Origin of the sequence: Rhizobium leguminosarum (assembly GCF_001679785.1) — a bacterium.
GTDB classification, from domain to species: Bacteria; Pseudomonadota; Alphaproteobacteria; order Rhizobiales; family Rhizobiaceae; genus Rhizobium; species Rhizobium leguminosarum_R.
This window is the reverse complement of record NZ_CP016293.1, coordinates 204,319-226,093: the sequence shown is the minus strand read 5'-3', so window position 1 is coordinate 226,093 and position 21,775 is coordinate 204,319. Positions and strand designations below refer to the sequence as shown.

Sequence of the window (21,775 nt, the reverse complement as noted above, 5' to 3'; positions counted from 1 at the left end):
TCTCCCACGGTCCCACGGGGTACAGGGCGTTCCTCAGCGCCGGCCGGCGCGTGAGGGCATGCGGTCTCGCTCAGTCCGGCCGAAGCCGGTCGAGCGCCTTTTCGAACGCCGCCTCTCCGCGGCGCCAAATTTCTGTGATGCGACCGCCATCGATGACGGCGATGCGGTCTGCGATCGCAGCCTCCCGGCGGATATGCGTGGCGATCACCAGCGAGCGGCCCGCCGCCATGGCCGACAGACGGCTGAGCACGTCTCGGGCGGTGGCGCCGTCAAGGCCTTCGGTCGGCTCATCGAGCAGCCAGAGCGGCGTGTCGCGCAGGAAGAGCCGGGCAAGCGCCAGCCGGCGCGACTGGCCACCGGAAAGACCGAGCCCGCCTTCGCCGAGGCGGGTATCGATCCCACCCGGCATGGCCTCGATATCGGCAAGCAGGCCGGCGGCGGCGAGCGCTTCGAGAAGACGGGCCTCGTTCGCATCCGGGTTTGCAAGGAGCAGGTTGCCGCGCAGGCTGTCCTCGAAAAGTTCTGTCCGTTGCGTCAGCAGCGTCGCTGTCATCGCGGCGACATTTCCCGTCATTGCCGGCAATTCGCCGGAAAGGAGAGCAAGCAGGCTCGACTTGCCGGCGCCGCTGCCGCCGATGACGGCGAGGCGTTCGCCCTGTTGAAGTGCAAGGTCGATATCCTCGAGCGCCGGCACGGCGGAGTTTTCATGGAAGGCTGACACCTTCGCCAGCGAAAAAGCGCGTCCCGGCAACGGCACCGCCAATGGTTCGGGTGCCGCCGCGACGGCAAGCCGCGGCGCGATGCGCCTTGCGGCGAGCAGCGTCCGCCCAAGTTCCAGGGCACCGCGGCGCAGCGCTGCGAAGGGTTCGACTGCTGCAAAAGCGACGAGCAGGCCGAGTGCGGCGACAGGGGCGGTGATCGCCTTCGTTTCCGCAAGTGCTGCGACGGCGAGCAGCGAAGCCGTCAGCAGCAAGGTCGAGACGAGGCCGAAGCCGAATGTCAGGGCGGTTTCGACGCGGTTCAGCCGATCGTCGGCCCGGGCGGAGTAATGGTCTGCCGCGGCAATCGTCTCCCTCTGCGCGGCAAGCCGGCCGGCCATCAGCAGATCGGTCTGGCCGGCGACGAGATCGATCGTCCGCGACCGTAGCGCCTCGATGCCATGGGCGCGTCTGCGGGCATGTTTGCGCGCCGCCCGCCCGGCGATGACAGGCAGGCCGAGGCCGGCACCGGCGAGAAAAAGGCCGAAACACAGGCCGAACAGGGGATGCATCAGCCCCAGCACGAGGCTTGCCGCCAGTGCTGCACCGATCGCCACCGCGGCCGGCACGAGGATGCGCAGGTAGAGGGAATCGAGCGCATCGATATCGGCCGTCAGTCGGAAGAGCAGCCGTGCGGGACGATGGAGCAGGGCGAGGGCAGCACCCGGTTCGGCAAAGCCGCGAAACAGCTTTTCGCGCAGGGCGGCGAGCACGTCGAGCGTTGCGTCATGGGTCGCAAGCCTTTCGCCGTAGCGCGCGGCCGTACGGACGATGGCGAGCAGGCGGATGCCGGCTGACGGCGCAAAGACGTCGAAGGTTATGGCGGCAGCAGCCGAAAGGCCGGCGAGCGAGGTGGCGGTGATGAACCAGCCGGACAGGCCGAGCAGGGCGATGCCGGCGGTCACCGTCGCCGCCGAAAGTGCTGCGCCAAGCAGCAGCGCACGCCGGCGCTCGGCAACGAACAGGCGCAGGATAGGCTTGAGGTCCGCAGCAAATCCGCTCATTCGGCGGCCTCCCTCATAACGATGTCGGCATCGACGCGCATGGTGCGATGCATGCGGGCGGCAAGCAGCGGATCGTGGGTCGCAACGATCAAAGTGCGGCCCCTGGCGAGCGAAAGCAGGCTCTCGGTCACCTCGGCGGCGGTGGCGGCGTCGAGATGTGCGGTCGGCTCGTCGGCCAGGATGATCCGGAGATGCGGATTGCAGGCCGCCCGCGCGATCGCCAGCCGCAGCGCCTCGCCGCCGGAAAGCCCGATCCCGCCTTCGCCGAGCGGCCGGTTGCCATAGGCGGCGGCGACTTTTCCGAGCCTGGCGGCGTCGAGCGCATCCGCCACGTCGCCGCGCAGGATACCGGGCCTGCCGAGCGCGATATTGCCGGCGATGGTCCCCGCAAAAATATGCGGTCTCTGGCCGATCCATGCCATGCTGGCGCGCAAGGCATGGGCGCTGTCATCCGCGAGTTCGATGCCGCTGATGACGACGCGTCCGCCGGTGCAGGGCGCCAGTCCTGAAATCAGCGAAAGAAGCGTCGACTTGCCGGAACCGCTGGCGCCAAGAAGCGCCAGATGTTCGCCGGCCGCGATATCGAGGTTGAAACCGTCAAGGATCAACGGCTCGGCGGCGTTGTAGCGGAAATCGACATTCTCAAGACGGAGGGCCGGCGTTTCGGCGACGGCAGATGCCGCTGGCGCGACCGCGGCTGTTCCTCGGATGGACAGGCCGCCGGCAGCGAGGGTGCCCAGCGCCTTCAGCGCCGCTTCGCCGGCCGCCCGATCGTGCCAGACAGCCGAGAGCTCGCGCAGAGGCTCGAAGAAGGCCGGTGCGAGCAGCAGGATGAACAGTCCCTCCGTCAGGTCGAGCCGGCCTACCCAGGTGCCGAAGCGGATCTCGCCGAGCAGGCTGAAGCCGACATAGACGGCAATCATCGCCACGCCGAGCGCGGCGAAAAGCTCGAGCACCGCCGAGGACAGGAAGGCTATCTTCAGCACCGCCATGGTGCGCGCACGCAGAGACTCCGCCTCCGACCGCAGGCGGAGTGCCGTTGCATCGACAGCGTCGAGCGCACGGATGGTCGCCAGTCCGCGCAGCCGATCGAGCAGGAAGCCGTTGAGGCCACCGGTCGCCACGAGTTGTCTTTCGCTGGCCGCCTGGGCGCGCCAGCCGATCAACGCCATGAAGATCGGGATCAGCGGCGCGGCGAACAGCAGAACCAGCGCAGCGATCCAGGAGACCGGAAGGATGAAGGCAAGGATAATGAGCGGCACGAGGCTCGCCTTCATCCGTGCCGGCTGGAAACGGGCGAGATAAGGCACGATCAGTTCGGCCTGTTCGCCAATGACACTTGCGGCTTTGCCGGAGGCAGGCCGGCCGCGATCGACCGGCGACGACATGGAAAGTGCCGCGGCGGCGATCTGCCGTAGGCGGCTGAGTTCGGCGCGGGCGGCTTGAAAAGCCAGGCGGCCGCCAGCCGCATCGACACAGCTTCTTGCAAATCCGAGGGCGAGGATACCGAGGGCGGGCCAGAGAACGTCATGCAATCCGCCGCCATCGGCGATGCGGCCGACCGAGACGGCCAGCAATGCGGCCTGCGGGATCCAGACGGCAGCAGCCAGCGCCTGCAGCATTGCCGCTCTGCGCAGCGCACCTTTCGCATCATCGGGGCCGGTGACAGACGAGACTGTATCGCCGTCCGGCACCGGCTCGGCGCCCCGTCTGTCCTTCGCGTCGAAGAATGCAGTGCCCATGGCGCTAACTCTTGTTCGCTGGATTTGGCCGGCGGCTGCGGCCGAGCGAAACGACCCGGTCCTTGGCCTCCAGAAGCTTGGTCACTTTCGCGCCCAGCGAGAGTAGCGTTGCGAGTCTTTCTGTTTCAAGTTGTTTTACGTCTTCATACCAATGCGTCAGCTGCTCGATCAGCGTGTGCATCTCGCTCATCCGTTGCTGCGCATGCCGCTCGGCATCGCTCGCCGGCCGCTGCATCAGGATCTCACGCAGAACCGACAGCGTCGGATCGACTTCGCGCTTCTTTCGCTCCTCGGCAAGCGTCCTCAATATGTGCCAGACATCATCAGGCGTGGTGAAGAAATCGCGGCGGTCGTCCGGCTTGTGTTTCAGGATGACGAGGTTCCAGGCCTGCAGTTCGCGCAGGCTCATCGACACATTGGAGCGCGAGATGCCGAGCGACTCGGCGATTTCCTCGGCGCAGACCGGCGCGGGCGAGACGAAGAGCAGGGCATAGATCTGGCCGACCGTGCGGTTGATTCCCCAGCGGGACCCCATTTCACCGAAGTGGAGAACGAAGGACTGAACGAGAGGCGGAAGGTTCATGGTCGTTTCCGTTGCGTCTGTAATTTCAGAAATTTCTGAAATCACTATAATGACTTTCGCGTCTCGCCGGCAATCGGCAAGGCAGCCCTGCGTCAATTTGGATGTCCATTCGTTGATCGTTGGCTAGATATAGCCGGGTGCGACGTCGCTGGATTTGACCTGGGTCAAGTCCGTAGCGGTTTGCAGCGATGACGCAGAAACGCCCGGCGATGCGTTACGCATGCCGGGCGTTCTGTCGGATTGAGATGTTAGGCCTGCAATCGCTGCCGCCCAGGTTTCAGGAATGCGGCCCGGCTTAGATCAAGCCGGTCAGGATGCCGACGCCGGCAATCGTCGCAATGCCGCCGGCCGTGCGCGTCACGAAGAGGCCCTGACGTTCGCCAGCGCGGCCGATGAGATAACCAAGGGCGAGACCGGCGACATGCAGCAGTGCGGTCGCGACCATGAAACCGGCAGCATAGCCGGCAGCAGCGGCATTTTCCGGCATTTCGGCGCCATGTGCGTGACCGTGGAAGACGGCGAAGAGACCGATGATGCCGAGTGCTGCAGCCAGCGGCGCCTTGACGTGGAGCGCAACGATGGCGCCGAGGACGACGACGGAAAGCGCGATGCCAATTTCAACGAAGGGAACATTGATGCCGGCAACGCCGAGAGCACCACCGAGTGCCATCACCAGAACGAAGGTCGTCGGCACGAGCCAGGTGGCGCGGCCGCCGAGCTGAAATGCGAAAACACCGACCATCACCATGGCAAGGACATGATCGAGGCCAGACATCGGATGGGCAAAGCCATGGCTGAAGCCGGCAGCTTCGCCGATAGCGGGATGGGCCGAGGCGACGGCTGGAAGCGCTGCGGCAGCCAAGGCAAGCAGGCCGCTCTTGATTGCTGATTTCATTGCTCATTCCCCTCGTGAGTTTTCGAATATCCCGCGGTCGCCGAACACAGGCATGGTTTCAAGTCGCGCGCATCACGCTAGTTCAAAGAATTCGCGCCGTCAACGAAAATGCCATGAAATACCCAGCCAATTCAACTGCTTATCTGATAGGCAGATGCCACTTTCGATAGCTTATCCCGGCGCGCCACGCCTCAAGATCGAACTGGAAACAACTCCGCACAGAGGCTATCAATCGTCCGGCAGAGGCGGCGCGAACCGCCGCGATGGAGGAGACGCCCATGACGAATACCGAACTACCGCTGGCGATCAGCGCTCCCGAGCCGCGCACGCTCGATCTGATTTTCAGCGACAAAGCGCGCGCCGAACTGCATGCGAAATACGAGATCGTCGAGGCCGATCCCGAGAACATCGCCGGGCTCGGCGACGAAATCCTCGGCAAGGCGCGCTATATCATCGGCCAGCCGCCGCTTTCGGCGGACACGCTGGGACGTATGCCGGCCTTGCGCTCGATCCTCAATGTCGAAAGCAATCTGCTCAACAACATGCCTTATGAGGTGCTCTTCCAGCGCGGTATCCATGTCGTCACGACAGGGCAGGTCTTTGCCGAACCGGTCGCCGAAATCGGTCTCGGTTTCGCCCTGGCCTTGGCGCGCGGCATCGTCGACGCGGATGTCGCTTTTCGCCAGGGCAACGAACTCTGGGGAGGGGAGGGAAATGCAAGTGCGCGGCTGCTCGCCGGTTCCGAGATCGGCATCGTTGGCTTCGGCGATCTCGGCAAGGCGCTGCGCCGGGTGCTTTCCGGCTTCAGGGCGCGCATCCGCGTATTCGACCCCTGGCTGCCGCAATCGATCCTTGAGGAAAACGGTGTCGAGCCGGCAAGCATGGAGGACGTCCTGACGAAGAGTGATTTCGTCTTCGTCGCCGCCGCCGTCACCAGCGAGAACAGGCGATTTCTCGGCGCCGAGGCTTTCGCCAGCATGCGCAGGGGCGCGGCCTTCATCCTGCTCAGCCGCGCCGATGTCGTCGATTTCGATGCGCTGATGGCGGCCGTCTCCTCAGGCCACATCGTCGCGGCGAGCGACGTCTACCCTGAAGAACCGCTGCCGCCCGATCATCCGGTGCGGAGCCTGAGAGGTTTCATCCGCTCGGCGCATAGGGCTGGCGCCCTCGACAGCGCCTTCAAGAAGATGGGCGACATGGTGCTGGAAGACATGGACCTGATGGATCGCGGACTGCCGCCGATGCGTTGCAAACGGGCGGAACGCGAGACGGTCTCCCGCATGCGTTCCAAACCGGTCGCGGTGAATTAAAACAGAGCATTGGTTTTGAGCGCCGCATCAAGCGGCGCGCTGCTCGGCACCCTGGATCGCCGCAAGCTTCCAATCGGCGCCAGACTTGCGCACGAAGGTCCAAACCTCGGTGCTTTCGCTCGGACGCTGGTCGTCGCCAGAAACCAGGCGGCCGCTGTCGCGTTCGACCATCGCGTCGATCGAGGAATAACGCATGGCGAGTGTCGCATATTCCTGGCCGTCCTCGCGCCAAGCCTCAGCAATATCGCCCTGCAGCAGCTTGACGTCGGAGACGCTGTTGCGCACGCCGTTGGTGGCGTTTTCGCCAAGCTCCTCGGCGAGATAGGACATCGCCTCGGGCGTCGTCAGCCGGCGCAACGTGCCGTAATCCTCGGCACCGTAAGCGGTCTGCACTTGGGTCAGCAATTCCTCGAACTGATCGAGATCGGCCTGCGCCAGCCCGATCTCGTCACTCGGCCGATTGCCGCGCGGCTGCCCGCCGAAACCGCCGCCCGACCCGATCGCCGGGATCTGGAAGGACGAGTTGCTGGCGGGCGACATGCCATAAGACTGCGGATAGGATCGGCTCTGGCCGCCGCCGACGCCGTAGGAAGGCTGGCGGCGGTTGGCGAAATAACGCATGGCGAGCATAACGGCGCCGCCGATCAGCGCGATCTGCAGCAACATACCGAGCAAGCCGAAGCCACCGCCGAAACCGTGGCCGAGCAGCATGCCGAGAAGACCGCCGGCAATCAGGCCGCCGATCATCGAACGGCCGAAGCCGCCGAAGAAACCGGGGCGCTGGGCGCCGAGAGGCTGCTGCGCGGTAGCAGGTGCGGTGGTCTGCGAACGCGGCGTCATCGATCGCTCGATCGGTGCTGCGGTCCCAGGCGCGGTGCTGGTGACAGGCGGTGCCTGGAAGGTGCGCGTGCCGCGGCTTCCGAAACCGCCGCTGCCGGCGCGTCGCGCCTCGGCATCGTCAAGGGAAGCAAAAACAGTAGCGCTCGTCAGAGCGGCAATGGCCGCGATCTTGGCAAAACGCGAAACGGCACTCGGCATTCCTGATCTCCTGTCATGCGCAATCACGGCATGTCGAGATGTAATATAGGGACTCTTTCCCAAGTGTGAAGCTCTTCGGCGCCATTACTGGCAGACGTCGACCCAGCTGGCGCCGGTCAGCTCCGCCAGCCGTTCGGTTTCGATGCGCACGGCCGAGTTTGTCGAGCCGGCGGCCGGCACGACTTCATCGAAGCGTTTCAGCGAGATATCGCAATAGATGGGCAACGGCGAGGGCAGGCCGAAGGGGCAGACGCCGCCAACCGGATGGCTGGTCACGGCCACAACCTCTTCGGCATCGAGCATTCGCCCCTTGGCTCCGAAGGTGTCCTTGAACTTGCGATTGTCGAGCCGCGCCGTGCCGCCGGCAACGACCAGCATCATCTGCTCGCCGACACGCAGGCAGATCGTCTTCGCGATCTGGGCCGGCTCGACGCCATGGGCTTCGGCGGCAAGCGCCACCGTCGAGGAGTTCTCGGCGGTTTCGATGATTTCGATATCGGGTGCGTGGGCGCGCAGGAAGGTGCGGACAGATTCAAGGCTCATGACGCGATGCTAGCCCAGGAAATACGCAATTTGAAGCGTAAAAGACGCCTGTCAAAAACCGCCGCTTGCAAGTCGTGCGGACATTGTCATAATAATTTTGCACACGTGCTCAATTTTGTCATTCGGCCGTTACGTTCAACCCCTAGAGCGGGATACGCCACGTTTTCGTGGGGTTTCGGAGCGGTCATCATCAGCAGTGCTGACCCGTCAAGAGGCCTCACACTGCTCTTCTAGGGAGACGAAGAAGATGACCATTTTGCCGACACTGAAATCCCTTGCCGTCGCAGCCGCGATCCTGGCTTCGACCTCCGCAATTGCACTCGCCAAGGACGTTCACATCAGCGTCTGGGCCGGCGGTACCGGCCCGAACGACGTCTATCGCCTCGACGCCATCGAGATCGCAGCCCAGCAGCTGCAGCGTGAAGCCGCCCTGAAGGGCGAAGAGCTGAAGATCACCGTCGAGAAGAAGCCCTATTCGGCCTGGGAGGACTTCAAGCAGGCGCTGACCCTTGCCGCCGAAGCCAAGACCGCTCCGAATATCGTCGTCAGCGGCCATGAAGACATCGCACCCTGGTCGCAGGCCGGGCTGATCGTTCCGATCGAGGATTATGTCGATCTCGACTCCTGGCCGCTCAGCGACATCTATGAAAACCTGTTGCAGATCGCGTCCTATAACGGCACCGTCTACGGCATCCCGCAGGACTCCGAATCCCGTCCGATGTTCTTCTGGAAGCCTTACATGAAGGCGATCGGTTACAGCGACGCCGATCTGGATGCGTTGCCGCAGAGCGTCCAGGACGGCAAGTACACCATGAAGAACCTGCTCGAAGACGCCAAGAAGATGCAGGACAAGGGCCTCGTCCAGGCCGGCTACGGTTTCTATCCGCGCCCCAGCAACGGCCCTGATTACTGGCAGTTCTACACCAGCTTCGGCGGCACGATGGAAGAAGGCGGCAAGCTCGTTTTCGACAAGGGCGCGATGACCCGCACCTATCAGTTCTTCGCCGATGCCGTGAAGACCGGTGTTACCAAGAAGAACCACATCGGCATGCCGGGCGACCAGTGGTGGAAGGAAGTCGCTACCGGCAAGGCCGGCATCTGGGACGGCGGCACCTGGCACTATGCCCGCCTCGTCAACCAGGAAGGCCTGAAGGACTTCTTCGGCAACGTGATCTTCACGCTGATCCCCGCCGGTGAAGGCGGCAAGGCCAACACGCTGACCCATCCGCTCGTCTACCTGCTGACCGCAGGTCACAACCAGGAAGACACCGAGATCGCCGCCCAGCTGGTCAAGATCGCTTCCGAGCCGCGCACCAACGCGCTGCATGCGGTCAAATCGGCCCATCTCGGCATCTCCAAGTCGGAAGCCACCGTGGACTTCTACTCGGCCGACCGCTGGACCCGCGAAGCCACCGAGCGCCTGCTGCCGCATGCCAATGCGATGCCGAACAATTCCGATTTCGGCAAATATTGGAACATCATGTGGAAGAACCTCGAAGCATCCTGGACTGGCGCCAAGACCGTCGATGCCGCGATCGGTGACGCCGAAAGCGAGCTGAAGAGCACGCTCGGCGACAAGATCGTCATCCGCTAGAACAGGAAGATTTCAGGCCGGCTCGGCCTGAAATCTGAATCCTGTTCTAAATTAAAGGGTTAGAGCATGATGTCGTCCGAAAACCGCTCACACTTTTCGGCATCATGCTCTAGGATCGAAGCACTCTTCCGGGCGGCGGCAACGCTGCCCGGTCGGTCCGCGAGGAGGCTTCCATGAAATCGTCCAGGACGCTCGGACTGGTGATGATCGCGCCTGCGGCGATCATGATCGTTCTTTTCTTCCTGATGCCGGTCGTTCTGACGGCGGTCTTTTCGATGACCAGCATGACGACGGCGACCGGCATATCAGGCGGTGTCTACCAGATCGCGCCCAATTCTTTGATCGCGCTAAAGTCGGCGATGCCAGACATCGCAGCCGAGATGGCTGAACCGCGCTACACGATCGACGATGCAGGCCTAAAGGCCGTCGAGGGCCTCGGGCTTGCGCCGGGAATTGCCGCGGAATTGCGCGCCAAGCATACAGGTGAGGTCTTCCCGACACGCCGCGACGTCGAGCGCATGATCAAGGATCTTGCCGAGCGACCTTCGACACGCGAGGTCAAGCAGATCTCCGAACAGTTCAACCGCTCCGTCCTCAACACCCGTTTCGACAGCAAGGAGCAGCTCTTTTCGGCACTGGACAGTCTGGGATTCAAGCTCACCCCGGAACAGAAGGAAACCGTCGCGAGGGTCACCTATACCGGCTGGACCTGGACGACCGACAATTTCTCACGCATGGCCACCTCGCCCGACATGGCACGTGTGCTTTTCAATACAGTGCTCTACGTTGCGCTGGTGCTGATGCTGTTCAATGTCGGTTATGCGCTGCTGCTCGCCATCCTGACGCACTACATGCCGCCGACGCCTGCCTCGATCTTCCGCGGCATCTGGCTCCTGCCGCGCATTACGCCCGTCGTCATCTACGTCATGTTGTGGAAGTGGCTCGCCTGGGACAGCGGATTCATCTCTATCCTGATGGGAAAATTCGGCTATCCGCCGAAGAACTATCTTCTCGACAACGCTTACAACGCCTGGTTCTTCGTCGTGTTGATCAACGGCTTCATCGGCGCCTCGATGGGCATGCTGGTCTTCTCCTCGGCGATGAAGGCCATTCCGAAAAGCCAGTTCTATGCGAGCGAGGTCGACGGCGCCTCCCGCTGGCAGCAGATCCGCTACATCATCCTGCCGCAGATGCGCTGGCCGATCCTCTTCGTCACCTGCTATCAGACGCTGTCGCTGCTTGCCTCCTTCAATGAAATCCTGCTTGCGACCAATGGCGGACCGGGCAATGCGACCGAGGTCTGGGCGCTGTCGGCCTATCACACTGCGCTGAGGAACTATGCCGGCAACCTCGAATACGGCTTGGGTGCCGCCATGGCCTTGGTGCTCGTCGTCATCGGCGTGGCGATGTCGCTCCTCTATCTGCGCGTCTTCAGCTACGGCACGCTTGTCGCCAAGCCCTTGATCGAGGATTGACCATGGCCGAACGATCGCAGCCCTCGGCAAATTACCGCAGCTGGCCTGTCATAACGGCGCTGACTATCGTCAGCCTGCCACTGCTGCTGATGTATGTCTATCTCTTCCTCGACACCGTGACCGTGAAGCAGGCGGACGCGCTGTTGCCCTCCGGCTTGACGCTCAATCACTGGCGCTTCCTGTGGCAGACGACAGAGGGCAAGGCAAACATCTGGCAGGTGACTGTGAATACGCTGCTCTTTGCCGCCTGCACCACCAGCCTCGTGCTCATCGTCTCGTCGATGGCGGGCTACGTGCTGTCACGACTGAACGTGCCGGCGCGTGGCTTCTTCCTTGCCGGCGTCATGGTGTTGCATGCTTTCCCGTCGGTGACGCTGATCATCGCCATCTTCATCGTACTGCAGATGATCGGCCTCTACAATTCGCTGATCGGCGTCATCCTGGTGAAGGCGGCGATCGACCTGCCGCTCGGCATCTGGCTGATGAAGGGCTTCTACGACACCGTGCCTTGGGAAATCGAAATGGCCGGCGTCGTCGACGGCGCCTCGCGTTTCCGGGTCTGGCGCAGCCTCGTGCTGCCACAGGTCAAGCCCGGCATCATGGCGCTCGGCCTGTTCTCTTTCCTTTCCGGCTGGGGCGAATTCATCCTGCCGCAGGTGCTGGCGCCTGGTAACCAGGTGCAGGTACTCTCGGTCTATCTGGCCGGCTTCCTCGCCGACGACAACAATTATGACTTCAACATGTTCAAAGCGGTCGGCGTCTTCTACCTCGTTCCGGTGCTGCTCGTTTACGCGCTCTTCAATAAATACCTCATGAACATCTACGGCGGCGGGAGCAAAGGCTGATGCGCATCCTCCTCGACAATTTTTCGAAGAGCTTCGGCTCCACCAAGGTCATCGAGAACATGCGGCTCGAAGTCCGCAACGGCGAGATGCTGGCGCTGCTCGGTCCTTCCGGCTGCGGCAAGTCGACGACGTTGTTTGCGGTCTGCGGTATCCACCGGCCGACCGGCGGACGCATCCTCTTCGGCGATCGCGACGTCACGGACCTGCCGAGCCAGGCCCGCAATGTCGGCGTCGTTTTCCAGTCCTATGCGCTCTATCCGCACATGACGGTTACCGAGAACATAGGGTTTCCGCTGAAGGTGAAGGGCATGCCTGTTGCCGAGATCCGCAAGGAAGTCGACCGCATCGCGGCCCTCGTTCAGATCGGCAACCTGATGGGCCGCAGGCCGGCCGAGCTTTCCGGCGGCCAGCAGCAGCGCGTGGCCTTGGCACGCGCGCTGATCCGCAAGCCGGATGTGCTGTTGCTCGACGAGCCGCTCGCCAACCTCGACGCCAAGCTGCGCCTCGAAATGCGATCGGAAATCCGCCGCCTGCAACGCGAGACCGGCATCACCGCGATCCTCGTCACCCATGACCAGGTGGAGGCGATGAGCATGTGCGACCGCATCGCCATCATGAAGGAAGGCGAGATCGTCCAGATCGCCACGCCGGCCGAAATGTACAATGATCCGAAGACCGCCTTCGTCGCCGGCTTTCTCGGCAATCCGCCGATCACCTTCCTGCGCGGCGTCGTGGACAAGGGCGCCTTCATCATCCCGCAAAGCGAGATCCGCGTGCCGCTGCCGGATTCTGTCGGCGCCGCCGAGGGCACGAAGCTGATGCTCGGCGTCCGGCCGGAGCATTTTACGCCGGCAGGCGACATCGCCGTGCCGGGCAAGGTCACCTTTGCCGAAACACAGGGTCGCGAGAACCTCTACGACGTGGCTCTCGCCGGCGGACCGCTGCTGCGCTCGATCCAGCCGGTGCGCAGCGATATCCATGTGGGCGACGACGTCCGCTGGGCGATCGACAGCCGCGGCGTGTTCATCTTCGACGAAAATGGCAGGAGGCTCTGATGACCCGCGATTTCTCGGCATTTTTCGAGCATTACGGCTGGCCGTCAGGCAAGGGCCGGCTTCCCTTTTGCATCGGCCATCGCGGCGCCAGCGGCCATGAACGCGAGAACACGATCACTGCTTTCCGCCGAGCCGCCGAACTCGGCGCGGAAATGTGGGAGCTCGACACGCAGCTGACCAAGGATGGCGTGGTCGTCGTCTCGCATGACGACCATCTCGAGCGCGTCTTCGGCATTGACCGTCGCATTTCCGAAATGACGGCGGCGGAACTCGGCGCACTCGAGGGTGTCGACATTCCGAGTTTTTCCGAAGTCGCCGAACTCGGCCGCGAGACCGGAACCGGCCTCTATGTCGAGCTGAAGGCGCCTGGGACCGGCATGCGCTGCTGGCGGCATCTTGCCGAGATGAACCAGCGTTTCGCCTGTCTCGGCTCCTTCGATACGGCGCAGGTGCGCGAACTCCGCGATGCGGCCTGCGATTTTCCGCTTTCGGTGTTGATCCGGGTCGGCCACGATCCGCATGCGCTCGGCGACGAGGCCGGCGCCGATATCCTGCATCTCTGCTGGGAGAGGGCAGGCGAACGTCCGCAGGATCTGGTGACCGACGCGCTGATGCGCCGCGCCTTCGATGCGGGCCGCGAGATCGTGCTCTGGCACGAGGAACGGCCGGCTGTTCTCGATGACCTCATGAAGCTTCCGGTTCTCGGCATTTGCACGGATCTGCCCGATCTGATGCGGCCATCGGCGGTCAAGGAAAAAGCAGTTGGCAGACAAGGATAAGGGACCGCGCAAAGTAACCTCCTTCGACGTGGCGCGTGTGGCCGGCGTCTCGCGCGCCGCCGTGTCGCGCGCCTTCACGCCGGATGCCAGTGTCTCGCCGAAAACGCGCGAGAAGGTCTATCAGGCCGCCAAGGAACTCGGCTATCGGGTGAATTATCTTGCCCGGAGCCTCACCAACAAACGCTCCGATCTTGTCGGCCTCGTCGCCGCCGGCCTCGACAATCCGTTCCGCACGCTGCAGATCGAGAATCTGGCAAGAGTGCTGCTCGCCCGCAATTTCCGCCCCATCCTGCTCCCGACCTCGCCGGAAGCGGATACCTCGACAGTCATCGGCCAATTGCTGCATTACGCCGTTTCAGGCGTCATCGTCACATCGGACGCGCCGCCGACCGGGATCTGCGAGCAATGCGCGGCCGAGGGCGTGCCGATCGTGCTGATCAACAAGGGCAACGACATTCCCTTCGTCGACCGCATCATTTCCGACGACCGCATGGCCGGCCATCTCGCCGCCAGCCACCTGATCGACAGCGGCGTGCGAAAGCCCGCCGTCATGGCCGCACCCACCATATCTTACACGGCGCGGCGGCGCAGCGAGGCGTTCGTGGCACGCTGCAAGCAGCTCGGCGTCGAGCCGGAATTTCTGCATCTCAAAATAAACGACTACCGAAGCGGCTATGATGCGGCCGCCGAACTTTCCGCATCCGGCATAGACGGAGTGTTTTGCGCCAACGACTACATGGCCTGCGGCGTCATCGACCGCGTCATGCAGGGCCGCGGCCGCGATGATGCGCCGCCGCTCTTCATCATCGGCCATGACGACATTCCCCAGGCGAGCTGGACCGCTTACGATCTCACGACCATCCGTCAACCCTGCGACCTTCAGGCTGAAAAGACGGTCGACCTGCTGATGAGCCGCATCGTCGAGCCGGACCTGACGGCGCGTGTGGAATTCACGCCGGTGACACTGATCAGAAGAAGGACCGCCTGATGAATTCCGCACTCGATGCCGCCGCCATCCGCGCACGGGCGGGGGCCGCGATCACCGTTGCCCTCGAGGTCGGGCGGGAAACGGCCCGGTTTCGGCGCGACTCTGCCCCCGGCTCGCTTGCCGTCGAGAACAAGGGATTGCAGGATTTCGTCACCATCGCCGACAGAAGGGCCGAGCAGGCGATCCGCGACGGCCTGCTCTCGCGCTTTCCGGACGATATGTTCATGGGCGAGGAAAGCGGCGGGCGATCGGGCAAGGCCGGCACCTGGGTCGTCGATCCGATCGACGGCACGACCAACTATATCAGAGGCTTCCGGCATTGGGGCATCTCGATCGCCTTCGTCGCCGACGGCAAGGTTGAGATCGGCGTGGTTTACGACGCGGCCGAAGACAAGGTCTTTCACGCCGTCCGCGGCGGCGGCGCCTTCAAGGACGGGTTTCCGGTGCATGCGGCTGCGACCGCCGATCCGGCCAATGCGCTTGTCATTCTCGGCCATTCCCGCAAGACGAGCTTCGACGACCATCTCGCGCTCTCCAAGCGGCTTCATGAACGCGGCATGGACTATCGCCGCATGGGCGCGGCCGCCATCGACCTCGTTCGCGTCGCCGAGGGTGCCGCCGATCTCTACTACGAACGCCACCTCAATGCCTGGGACATGCTCGCCGGCGCGCTGATCGCCGAAGAGGCGGGCGCGATGGTGGCGATGCCGCCGGTTGACAGGCTGCTTGCGCAGGGCGGACCCGTCATCGCCCATTCGCCGGGGCTTGCCGGCGAATTCGCCTTCATCCTCGACATTGAGGGGCTATAGATAGACCACTCCCGGAGACGGGATCCGCCCGACTTCTGAGACTGCGAACTTGCCCGAAAGTTACGGAACGCCCGTTACGCAACCACGCGATTGCGACCGGTCTTTTTCGCCGCATAGAGATTCTGATCGGCGATCGCCAGAATCTCGTTCGGAGACTTGGCAGACAGGGTACCGGCGACACCTATGCTGATCGTGACGTGCAGCCCGTTGCAGATCTCAGACCAATCCCATCGTTCAATGGCTGAACGCAGCCTCTCGCAGAGATCTGCGGCCCCTCGGGGAGCGCCGGCGAACAGGACGACGAATTCCTCGCCGCCAAACCGAATTGCCTGATCGGTAATGCGCAGCTGGCTGCGCAGTATGGTTCCAATGGCACTCAGGACCCGGTCACCGATCATGTGAGAGAAGTCGTCGTTGATCGATTTGAAGTGATCGACATCCAGCATCGCGATGGAATATGGACGCTTCTCAGACGTCAGTTCCTTAAAGCGGCTGTCGAGATATTTTCGGTTATAGAGCCCGGTCAGTGCGTCCAGATAGACGGCATTGGCAAGGATATCGGTTTGCTCCTGCAGTTTCTGATAGGAGGCCTCCAGCGTTTCTGCGCGCTTCGACTCCGTTTCGGCAACTTCCTTGAACCGTTTGGTTTCATAGTAGATTTCAGCGAGACGTGCGCGTCGCTGCGTACTCTCGGCACTATTGCGCAGATAGGCTTGGTGGTATTTCTTATGTGCCTCCAGTGCCGGATCGAACTGCCCCAGCCCCTCATAGGCCTGCGACAGGTAAAGATAGATCTGGACATAGGAATCGAAACTGCCGCCGGCGTCGATCAGCTCCACCGCCTCGAGCAGCGGCGACAGGGCTTCGGTGAATTTTCCGGAATTGTTGTAGATCTGGCCCAAAGTGTAGAGATATTGCTGCCTGTCCCTGACATAGCTGTTCTCTTGAAACAGCAGATAGCGGGCCATGCACTGGAGCGCCTTCTCATGCTCGCCCAAGTGGCTGTAGAACTCGGCTTGGTTGCCGAGACAGAGGCGAGCGGCCCAGCTGTCGCCGATCTCGATTGCGATGTCGAGCGCCTGTTCGGTCAGTTCCAGCGCTCTGACCAGCATCTGGTGTTCTTCCTCCGGCTGGCCAAGCGCCCGCGCGATATATCCGCCTTCCGAATGAGCGCCGCCGAGATTGATGAGCCACCAGCATTCATAGTTCTTATTGCCAATCGATCTGGCGAGTTCGACAGATCTCTCGCTCATCAAGATGGCCCGGTCGGGCTGTTTGTTGCACCAGAAGATAATTCCTATGACGTTGGTGGCCAGGCTTTGCGCTTTCGGGTCCGCGGCCTTGTCGGCCAGATCCAACGCGCGGGTCGCTTGTTCGATCGCTTCCTCCGGCAAGCCCAGTTCCAAGAGCAACCATCCGAAATAGGCCCGGGCAAAGGCTTCCTCTTTACGCTCCCCGTGCAATTTCCAGAAGTCTATCGCCCGCCGGACATGCGTCAGCCCAAGTTCGGCCTTGCCGATTTGAAAACAGTACCAGGCAATATCGGTGTCGCATTGCGCGGCGAGCCGGTCGTCGCCCCGCGCCTTAGCATTAACAAGAATTTCGCCGGCCAGTGTGAGTGCCTCGACCGAACGGCCTGTACATCCAAGATGCCACGCTTCCTGTAAGCTGGAATTTGCTTGTCGAGTATTTGTTTCGGCATCAACAACTTGCATATCGGACACCAACATTTGTCTGCTGGCTATGGATAGCATCAGAAGTTTAAAATGATGCAAATTGCAAAAAGCAGGCGACAAGCCCGGAAATACGCTATCGAAAATCTCCCACACCTTCGGCATGATGCAGCAATTCAAAATGCTGCGGCGTCCTTTGCGCGTCTCGAAGAGACGCGCGGCGCCGCAAAACCCGCCGGTTAAGCCGTCATCCGCCGGCGCCAGGCGCGTTCTGTCGCTGGCGCCTCGTCGGTGGTGATCTGATCCGGTTTCAGGGCCATCAGCGCCGAAAAGCCTCGCCATTCCTCTTCGCTGAAACCGGCCTCCGGATCCTTCAGGGTGAAGGTCCAGGCATCGACATGTTTGCCTTCGTCCTGGCAGAGCGCGATCATATCCAGCCCCGCATTGGCGGCATTAAGGATCAGCGGCCAGTGCAGATAGATCGTGTCCGGTTCGGTCGGGCCGCGCAGGTCAGCGCGCAGTTCCGTCTCGACCGCCTTCCAGCCGTTGGCCATCCTGATATCGTAGAGCTTGTTGGTCGGATCGATGCCGCGCAGGAGATGGGGAAGCTTCTCCTTGACCGCGACGATGAGGTCGAGACTGTCGCCACTGACGATCACCGAGGCGGCGATATCGCGGAAATGCGTGGCCAAATGCGCGACGCCCCTGGCGCTGATCGCTTCGTAGTCGTCCTTCATGTCGAATTGCAGCAATGCGGCTGGATGCGTCGATTGCATCATGGCAGCGAGATCCTCGCTGAGGATCAGCGGCCGGTCGCCCTCTTGCATCCTGATATCGCTGAGGTCACTGACGCCCTTTTCGGCGACCGGTCCACGTCCTGTCGTCTCGCCTTCGAGTTCCTTGTCGTGCAGCACGACGAAACCGCCGTCGGCGCGGACGCGCAGATCGAGCTCCATTGAGGCGCCCGCCGCAAAGCCCTCCGCCATCACTTCGGCGGAAAACAGCGGGTCGGAAAACCGCTTGCGCAAGCGGTGCCATTTCAGGCGGGTGCGATGCCCTTCATGCGAAATCTCCAGCCCCTGCGCATCCAGCAATCTCGTCATTTGCACCAAGTCTCCGCGATACCACTTTCCTGCCTTGACGAGCCTTGATTATCAAGGGCCGGATACGGCTTTCATCGGGGTGCCGGAGAGTTTTCGTCAGGCCGGGCTACAGCGCCGCGCGTCTTTTCATACGCGCAAAGGATGCTGTAACACTTTGAATTGCTGCATAATTTTATCCTAAAATCGATTCCGATTTAAGATATTATGCGGGAGCGGCGGCCTTATGGTCGCCGAGTGCCAGATACCTGTCGAACATTTCGCTGTCGGCCAGCAAGATCGCGCTCTCGCCGGCGTAGCTGACAAGGCCACGCTCTAGAACCACGGTGCGATCGGTCAGCGGCAGGATCTTGCGCGCCTTCTGCTCGATGATGATCGCCGACATGCCTTCGCCGTCGATGATCTTCCGGAGCGCCGCCAGCAATTCGTCGACGATGATCGGCGCCAGTCCTTCGAGCGGCTCGTCGAGCAGCAGCAGCCGCGGATTGAGCATCAACGCCCGTCCGAGCGCCAGCATCTGCTGCTCGCCGCCGGAAAGCTGGTTGCCGCGATTGAAGCGCCTCTCCTTCAACCGCGGGAACATCGAATAGACGCGCTCGACCGACCATGGACCGGGGCGGGCAATCGCCGTCAGGTTCTCCTCGACGGTGAGCGACCTGAAGATGTTGCGCTCCTGCGGCACCCAGCCGATGCCGGCGACGGCCCGTCGTTCCGGCCGCATGCGCGTCAGATCGGCGCCGGCAAAGCTGATCGTCCCGGAATGATGGGTGGTGACGCCGACGATCGTATCGACCAGCGTCGTCTTGCCCGCACCATTGCGGCCGAGCAGCGACAGGGACCGACCTTCATCGAGCTCGAAACTCACACCGCCGAGAACCCGGGCCTCACCATAGCCGGAAACGAGCCTGTCGATCCGCAAGAGCGCCGTCATGTCGCGTCCTCCCCGAGATAGACCGCCTTGACGCGCGGATCGGCGGCGATCTCGCCGACCGTTCCCTCGACCATCACCGCGCCTGCAACCAGAACCGAAATGCGGTCGGCAAAGGAAAAGACGAGATCCATGTCATGTTCGATCAGCACCACCGTCACCTCGGCGGGCAGGCTGCGGACGATGGCGAGCACCTCGCTGCGCTCTTCTTCGGCGACGCCGGCCGCCGGCTCGTCGAGCAGCAGCACCCGCGGCCGGCTCGCAAAGGCAAGCGCGATTTCAAGAAGCCGCTGCTTGCCATAGGCAATCCGGCCGGTCTTCTCGCCCATGACGCCGGAAAGGCCGAAACGCTCCAGCAGGTCCACCGCCTCATCGGTTGCATCCAGATGGGCTGCCAGCGGGCGCCATGCGGAGCGGCCAAAACCGTCCCGCTCATTGATCGCCAGCAGGACCGATTCCAGCGGCGTAAAGCCCGAAAAGAGCTGGTTGATCTGGAACGTGCGCGCGATACCGCGCCGCACGCGCCTGTGCGAGGAAAGGCCGGTGATATCCTCACCGTCGACGATCACCTGTCCGGAGGTCGGCTTCAATACCCCGGTCAGCAGATTGATCAGTGTGGTCTTGCCGGCGCCGTTCGGGCCGATCAGCGCATGGCGCGCGCCGCTTTCGATCGTCAGCGAGACATCGTTGGTGGCAGTGAAGCCGCCGAAACGCTTGACGAGGTTGCGGGTTTCAAGCGCGACGGTCATCGGCTTTCTTTCAGCTTCACGCCAGGCCGCCATGTCGCCAGCCGCTTGATGCCGGCCTGCAGCGAGGCCGGCAGAAATGTGTGCCAGCGGGCGATGCGCTCGCGGCCAACGAGCACGATGGCGATCAGGATCAGGCCGATCCAGAACATCCAGTATTGCGGCGTGGAGACAGAGAGCCAGTCGCGCAGAATGGTGAAGATGACCGCGCCGATGATGCCGCCATAGAGATAACCGACGCCGCCGATGACCAGGACCAGAAGCACATCCGCCGAGCGATGGAAGGCGAGGACATCGGGCGAAACGAAACTCGTCGTATGCGTCAGCAGTGCGCCGGCAATGCCGGCATAAGCGGCGGCGATCGTATAGATGACGATGATCCGGTTCCTCGCCGGAATGGCGACCATCGCGGCGCGCATCGGATTGGCCTTGATCGCCCTCAGCGACAGGCCGAAGGAGGAATTCATCAGATGCCGGGCGACAAATGTCAGGACGAAGAGTGCAGCGAGGCTGTAGACGTAGCCGGTGCGGCCCCAGAGGTCGAACTCGAAAACGCCGAGGATCGGCCCGACGGTGACACCGCTGAGGCCATCGGCGCCGCCCGTCACCCATGCCATCTGGTTGGCGAGTTCGGCGAGCATCAAGGCGATGCCGAGCGTCGTCATCAGCCGCGTGAGATCCGAGCCGCGAAGGACGAGGAAGCTCGCTCCGAAGCCGGCAAGGCCGGAGACCGCGGCTGCAGCAAAGAGGCCGGTGACGGGTTCGGCGATGGCATATTTGGCAAAGAGACCTGCAGCATAGGCGCCGAGGCCGAAGAAGGCGGCATGACCGAGCGAAACGATGCCGGCATAACCGAGCACCAGATCGAGGGATAAGGCAAACAGCGCGGTGATGGCGATTTCGGTGAGCAGCAGCATCTTCGAAGGCAGCACGAAGATGGCAGCGATCGCCGCGATCCAGAGGACGATCTCATAGAGCCGCCAGGCGTTGCCGCGGCGAAGCTGTTCGATGGCGCGTTTTCTCGCCTCGCTGCGTGCGTCGCTCATCGGCCACCCTCCCGCGAGAACAGCCCATGCGGACGCAGGAGAAGTACGGCGACCATGACGCCGTAGATGACGAAGGCGCCGATCTCAGGCACGTAATATTTGCCGGCGACATCGGCGACGCCGAGCAGGAGGGCGGCGAGAAATGGCCCAGTTATCGAGGAGGTACCGCCGACGGTCACCACGATCAGGAAGTAGATCATGAATTTCAGCGGAAAATTCGGATCGAGCCCGAGAATCTCGGTGCCCATCGCGCCGCCGAGGCCGGCAAGGCCCGAGCCGACGGCGAAGGTCAGCGCGAAGACCGCCGAGACATTGATGCCGAGCCCGCGGGCAACCCGTCCGTCATCGACAGCGGCACGCAGCTGGCCGCCAAAACGGGTTTTCGTCAGCAGGAGCTGCAGCGTGATCGTCAGAAGGATGCAGACAAGGATGATGAAGAGCCGGTAGCGGCCGATGCCGACGCCGTAGAGATCCCAGCGGCCGGAGAGCTCCTGTGGCAGCTGGATCATCTGCTGCTGGCCGCCCATGAAATAATGGGCGCCGGCGATCGACATGAAGACCAGGCCGACGGAAAACAGCACCTGGTCGAGATGCGGCTTGGAATAGAGGTGCCGGTAGAGCAGGCGCTCCAGAACAAGGCCGGCAAGCGCGACTGCGAGGAAGGCGATCGGCAAACACCAATAGAAGGAAACGCCATAGCTGTTCATCAGGACGACGGTGATGTAGCCGCCAGCCATGGCGAAAGCGCCATGGGCGAGGTTGATGAAATTCATCAATCCAAGCGTGATGGTCAATCCGCAGGCGAGAATGAACAGCAACATTCCATAGGCGATGCCGTCGAACAGAATAGTCAGCATGACAAAC

Annotated in this window: 20 protein-coding genes; 8 read left to right on the top strand and 12 right to left on the bottom strand. The window is 62.6% G+C overall.

What is annotated here, in order from left to right; all coding sequences use genetic code 11:
- Positions 1-70: 70 nt before the first annotated feature.
- The 4 genes from BA011_RS40630 to BA011_RS40615 form a co-directional block, all read right to left on the bottom strand.
- Positions 71-1,762, bottom strand: a complete 1,692-nt coding sequence (locus BA011_RS40630; RefSeq protein ID WP_065284967.1) for an amino acid ABC transporter ATP-binding/permease protein — start codon at positions 1,760-1,762, stop codon at positions 71-73.
- Positions 1,759-3,504, bottom strand: a complete 1,746-nt coding sequence (gene cydD / locus BA011_RS40625; protein WP_065284966.1) for a thiol reductant ABC exporter subunit CydD — start codon at positions 3,502-3,504, stop codon at positions 1,759-1,761. The genes BA011_RS40630 and cydD overlap by 4 nt, the downstream gene beginning before the upstream one ends.
- A 4-nt stretch (positions 3,505-3,508) precedes the next feature.
- Positions 3,509-4,087 carry a GbsR/MarR family transcriptional regulator gene (locus BA011_RS40620; protein ID WP_024320112.1) on the bottom strand — a complete coding sequence of 193 codons (579 nt, stop codon included), beginning with the start codon at positions 4,085-4,087 and terminating at the stop codon, positions 3,509-3,511.
- A 295-nt stretch (positions 4,088-4,382) separates the two neighbouring features.
- Positions 4,383-4,982, bottom strand: coding sequence for a HupE/UreJ family protein (locus tag BA011_RS40615; protein ID WP_065284965.1), 600 nt, complete (start codon positions 4,980-4,982; stop codon positions 4,383-4,385).
- Positions 4,983-5,260: 278 nt separating this feature from the next.
- Between BA011_RS40615 and BA011_RS40610 the strand changes: the two genes are divergently transcribed.
- Positions 5,261-6,292 carry a hydroxyacid dehydrogenase gene (locus BA011_RS40610; protein WP_065284964.1) on the top strand — a complete coding sequence of 344 codons (1,032 nt, stop codon included), beginning with the start codon at positions 5,261-5,263 and terminating at the stop codon, positions 6,290-6,292.
- 27 nt (positions 6,293-6,319) lie between these two features.
- Here BA011_RS40610 and BA011_RS40605 read toward each other — a convergent pair whose 3' ends face one another.
- Both BA011_RS40605 and BA011_RS40600 read right to left on the bottom strand, forming a co-directional pair.
- Complete coding sequence (locus BA011_RS40605) at positions 6,320-7,330, bottom strand: Tim44 domain-containing protein (RefSeq protein ID WP_065284963.1); 1,011 nt, start codon at positions 7,328-7,330, stop codon at positions 6,320-6,322.
- Between the two features lie 84 nt (positions 7,331-7,414).
- Positions 7,415-7,873, bottom strand: coding sequence for a YbaK/EbsC family protein (locus BA011_RS40600; protein WP_065284962.1), 459 nt, complete (start codon positions 7,871-7,873; stop codon positions 7,415-7,417).
- Between the two features lie 247 nt (positions 7,874-8,120).
- On the opposite strand from BA011_RS40600, the gene BA011_RS40595 reads away from it, so the two are divergent.
- From BA011_RS40595 to BA011_RS40565, 7 genes are all read left to right on the top strand, one after another.
- The gene (locus tag BA011_RS40595) at positions 8,121-9,467 is read left to right on the top strand and encodes an extracellular solute-binding protein (RefSeq protein ID WP_065284961.1); all 1,347 of its coding nucleotides are present in this window, start codon (positions 8,121-8,123) and stop codon (positions 9,465-9,467) included.
- A gap of 173 nt (positions 9,468-9,640) precedes the next feature.
- Positions 9,641-10,942 carry a carbohydrate ABC transporter permease gene (locus BA011_RS40590; RefSeq protein ID WP_065284960.1) on the top strand — a complete coding sequence of 434 codons (1,302 nt, stop codon included), beginning with the start codon at positions 9,641-9,643 and terminating at the stop codon, positions 10,940-10,942.
- Between the two features lie 2 nt (positions 10,943-10,944).
- Positions 10,945-11,787 (top strand): carbohydrate ABC transporter permease, encoded by an 843-nt coding sequence (locus BA011_RS40585; RefSeq protein ID WP_027667108.1) that lies wholly within the window; start codon positions 10,945-10,947, stop codon positions 11,785-11,787.
- Positions 11,787-12,842, top strand: a complete 1,056-nt coding sequence (locus BA011_RS40580) for an ABC transporter ATP-binding protein (RefSeq protein WP_065284959.1) — start codon at positions 11,787-11,789, stop codon at positions 12,840-12,842. The genes BA011_RS40585 and BA011_RS40580 overlap by 1 nt, the downstream gene beginning before the upstream one ends.
- Complete coding sequence (locus BA011_RS40575) at positions 12,842-13,621, top strand: glycerophosphodiester phosphodiesterase (RefSeq protein ID WP_065284958.1); 780 nt, start codon at positions 12,842-12,844, stop codon at positions 13,619-13,621. The genes BA011_RS40580 and BA011_RS40575 overlap by 1 nt, the downstream gene beginning before the upstream one ends.
- Positions 13,605-14,609, top strand: a complete 1,005-nt coding sequence (locus tag BA011_RS40570; RefSeq protein ID WP_065284957.1) for a LacI family DNA-binding transcriptional regulator — start codon at positions 13,605-13,607, stop codon at positions 14,607-14,609. Before BA011_RS40575 ends, BA011_RS40570 begins: the two co-directional genes overlap by 17 nt.
- Positions 14,609-15,418 (top strand): inositol monophosphatase family protein, encoded by an 810-nt coding sequence (locus BA011_RS40565; RefSeq protein WP_065284956.1) that lies wholly within the window; start codon positions 14,609-14,611, stop codon positions 15,416-15,418. Before BA011_RS40570 ends, BA011_RS40565 begins: the two co-directional genes overlap by 1 nt.
- A 74-nt stretch (positions 15,419-15,492) precedes the next feature.
- Here the strand turns inward: BA011_RS40565 and BA011_RS40560 are convergent, their stop codons facing one another.
- The 6 genes from BA011_RS40560 to BA011_RS40535 all read right to left on the bottom strand — a co-directional run bounded on the left by BA011_RS40560 (position 15,493) and on the right by BA011_RS40535 (position 21,768).
- Positions 15,493-17,148, bottom strand: a complete 1,656-nt coding sequence (locus BA011_RS40560; RefSeq protein ID WP_065284955.1) for a sensor domain-containing diguanylate cyclase — start codon at positions 17,146-17,148, stop codon at positions 15,493-15,495.
- 182 nt (positions 17,149-17,330) lie between these two features.
- Positions 17,331-18,194 carry a glycerophosphodiester phosphodiesterase gene (locus BA011_RS40555; protein WP_186806657.1) on the bottom strand — a complete coding sequence of 288 codons (864 nt, stop codon included), beginning with the start codon at positions 18,192-18,194 and terminating at the stop codon, positions 17,331-17,333.
- Between the two features lie 202 nt (positions 18,195-18,396).
- Positions 18,397-19,122 carry an ABC transporter ATP-binding protein gene (locus tag BA011_RS40550; RefSeq protein WP_065284953.1) on the bottom strand — a complete coding sequence of 242 codons (726 nt, stop codon included), beginning with the start codon at positions 19,120-19,122 and terminating at the stop codon, positions 18,397-18,399.
- Positions 19,119-19,868, bottom strand: coding sequence for an ABC transporter ATP-binding protein (locus BA011_RS40545; RefSeq protein WP_065284952.1), 750 nt, complete (start codon positions 19,866-19,868; stop codon positions 19,119-19,121). Before BA011_RS40545 ends, BA011_RS40550 begins: the two co-directional genes overlap by 4 nt.
- Complete coding sequence (locus BA011_RS40540) at positions 19,865-20,911, bottom strand: branched-chain amino acid ABC transporter permease (protein WP_065284951.1); 1,047 nt, start codon at positions 20,909-20,911, stop codon at positions 19,865-19,867. The genes BA011_RS40545 and BA011_RS40540 overlap by 4 nt, the downstream gene beginning before the upstream one ends.
- Positions 20,908-21,768, bottom strand: a complete 861-nt coding sequence (locus tag BA011_RS40535) for a branched-chain amino acid ABC transporter permease (RefSeq protein WP_065284950.1) — start codon at positions 21,766-21,768, stop codon at positions 20,908-20,910. The genes BA011_RS40540 and BA011_RS40535 overlap by 4 nt, the downstream gene beginning before the upstream one ends.
- Positions 21,769-21,775 lie beyond the last annotated feature (7 nt).